Below are 2,041 nucleotides of genomic sequence, written 5' to 3' on the forward strand. Positions count from 1 at the left end.
GAAAACGCCACCCAGCCGCGCGGAACTGGTCGATCTGATCGCCCGTATGGGGGTTCCGGTGCGCGCGATCCTGCGGGAAAAGGGCACGCCCTTTCACGAACTCGGCCTCGATAACCCGGCCCTGACGGACGATACGCTGATCGACGCCATGATCGCACACCCGATCCTGATGAACCGGCCGATCGTCGTCACCCCCCTCGGTGTTGCGCTCTGCCGTCCGTCCGAGGCGGCTCTGGAAATCCTGCCCAACCCGCAGCGGGGCGCTTTCGTCAAAGAGGACGGCGAGAAGATCGTCGATGAATCCGGAAAGCTGATCGTCTGATGCTGGCTCTGGTTATTTTCGTGGCCACCCTCGTTTTTGTCATCTGGCAGCCTCGGGGTCTCGGTATCGGCTGGAGCGCTATGACCGGTGCCGCCGTGGCACTGGCGACGGGTGTGATCCACTGGCACGATATTCCGGTCGTCTGGCACATCGTCTGGGACGCCACCTTCACCTTTGTAGCGCTGATCATCATCTCGCTGCTTCTGGATGGGGCCGGGTTCTTCCATTGGGCGGCCCTCCATGTGGTGCGCTGGGGCAAAGGGCGAGGCCGGACGCTGTTTCCGTTGATTGTGCTGCTGGGGGCGGCCATCGCGGCCGTGTTCGCCAATGATGGTGCGGCCCTGCTGCTGACACCGATCGTCATCGCCATCCTCACCCAGCTTCGCCTGAGCCTCGCCGCTTCGCTCGCCTTTATTATCGCGACCGGCTTTGTCGCGGATACAACCAGCCTGCCGCTGGTGATTTCCAATCTGGTGAACATCGTCAGCGCCAATTTCTTCGACATTCCCTTTGACCGCTACGCCGCGATCATGGTCCCCGTTGATCTGGCCGCCCTTGGCGCGACACTTGCCGTGCTGTGGCTCTGGTATCGGCGGCAGGTGCCCCAGACCTATCCCGTCGCCGAACTGCCAGCACCCGCCACCGCCATTCGTGACCGGCATGTGTTCCGCGCGGCTTTTCCGCTGCTGGCCCTGGTGCTGGCGGCTTATTTCCTGACCGCGCCATTTCATATTCCGGTCTGTATCGTGGCCTGCCTGGCTGCCGTTACCCTGCTGGTCGTCGCCGGATATGGAAAGGTCATTCCCGTCCGCCGGGTGCTGCGGGGCGCCCCGTGGCAGATCGTGTTCTTCTCGCTGGGCATGTATCTGGTGGTCTACGGGCTGCGTAATGCCGGACTGACCGATCACCTTGCGGCGGCACTGGTCTGGCTTGGCCATCAGGGTCCGTTCATCGCCACGATTGGCACCGGCTTTCTGGCGGCGGTCCTGTCGTCGGTTATGAACAACATGCCCAGCGTTCTGGTCGGCGCGCTGGCGATCCAGCAGGCGCACGACATTACGCCTCTGACCCGCGACCTGATGGTTTATGCCAACGTCATTGGCTGTGACCTCGGGCCGAAATTTACCCCAATCGGCAGTCTCGCCACCCTGCTGTGGCTGCATGTGCTGGCATCCAAAAACCATCGGGTCACTTGGGGGCAATACATGACGGTGGGTCTGGTGATCACGCCACCCGTCCTGCTGGTCACACTTGCCGCACTGGCCTTGTGGCTGCCCCTGATCAGCCATCCCTGACAAGACCGAAGGATCTGACGGAACGATGTCCAAGCCGGAAATGCCCGCCCTGCACCCGGAGTATCTCGAACAGGTCGATCTCGCACGATTGGAACCGCAACCACGGGTTGACCACCCACCACGCATCCTGCTGCTGTATGGCTCGCTGCGTCCTCGGTCCTTCAGCCGCCTGCTGGTGCTGGAGGCCGAACGCATCCTGAACGTGCTGGGGGCCGAGACACGGGTATTCGACCCGACTGGCCTGCCGGTCGCGGATTCCGTACCCGTCACGCATCCAAAGGTTCAGGAACTGCGTGAACTGTCGATCTGGTCGGAAGGCCAGGTCTGGTGCAGCCCCGAACGGCACGGCAACATCACTGCCGTGTTCAAGAACCAGATCGACTGGTTGCCCCTGACGGAAGGCTCGATCCGCCCGACGCAGGGC

The 2,041-nt window shown here is 62.7% G+C and carries 3 protein-coding genes; all 3 read left to right on the plus strand.

What is annotated here, in order from left to right:
- The coding region (locus GOB93_RS20795) for an ArsC/Spx/MgsR family protein (protein ID WP_173585259.1) at positions 1-322 on the plus strand (322 nt) is incomplete at its 5' end.
- Entirely contained in the window at positions 322-1,617 is a 1,296-nt protein-coding gene (locus tag GOB93_RS20800) for an arsenic transporter (RefSeq protein WP_043550798.1), read from the plus strand. The genes GOB93_RS20795 and GOB93_RS20800, both read left to right, overlap by 1 nt.
- A 25-nt stretch (positions 1,618-1,642) precedes the next feature.
- Positions 1,643-2,041: NAD(P)H-dependent oxidoreductase (locus tag GOB93_RS20805; RefSeq protein ID WP_173585260.1), on the plus strand; the 399-nt coding region annotated here is incomplete at its 3' end.

It is taken from the genome of Acetobacter musti (assembly GCF_011516835.1).
Classification (GTDB): Bacteria; Pseudomonadota; Alphaproteobacteria; order Acetobacterales; family Acetobacteraceae; genus Acetobacter; species Acetobacter musti.

Bases quoted from the DNA above. Each gene is read 5' to 3' on its own strand.
- GOB93_RS20800 (WP_043550798.1), top strand. From the start codon at position 322: ATGCTGGCTCTGGTTATTTTCGTGGCCACCCTCGTTTTTGTCATCTGG.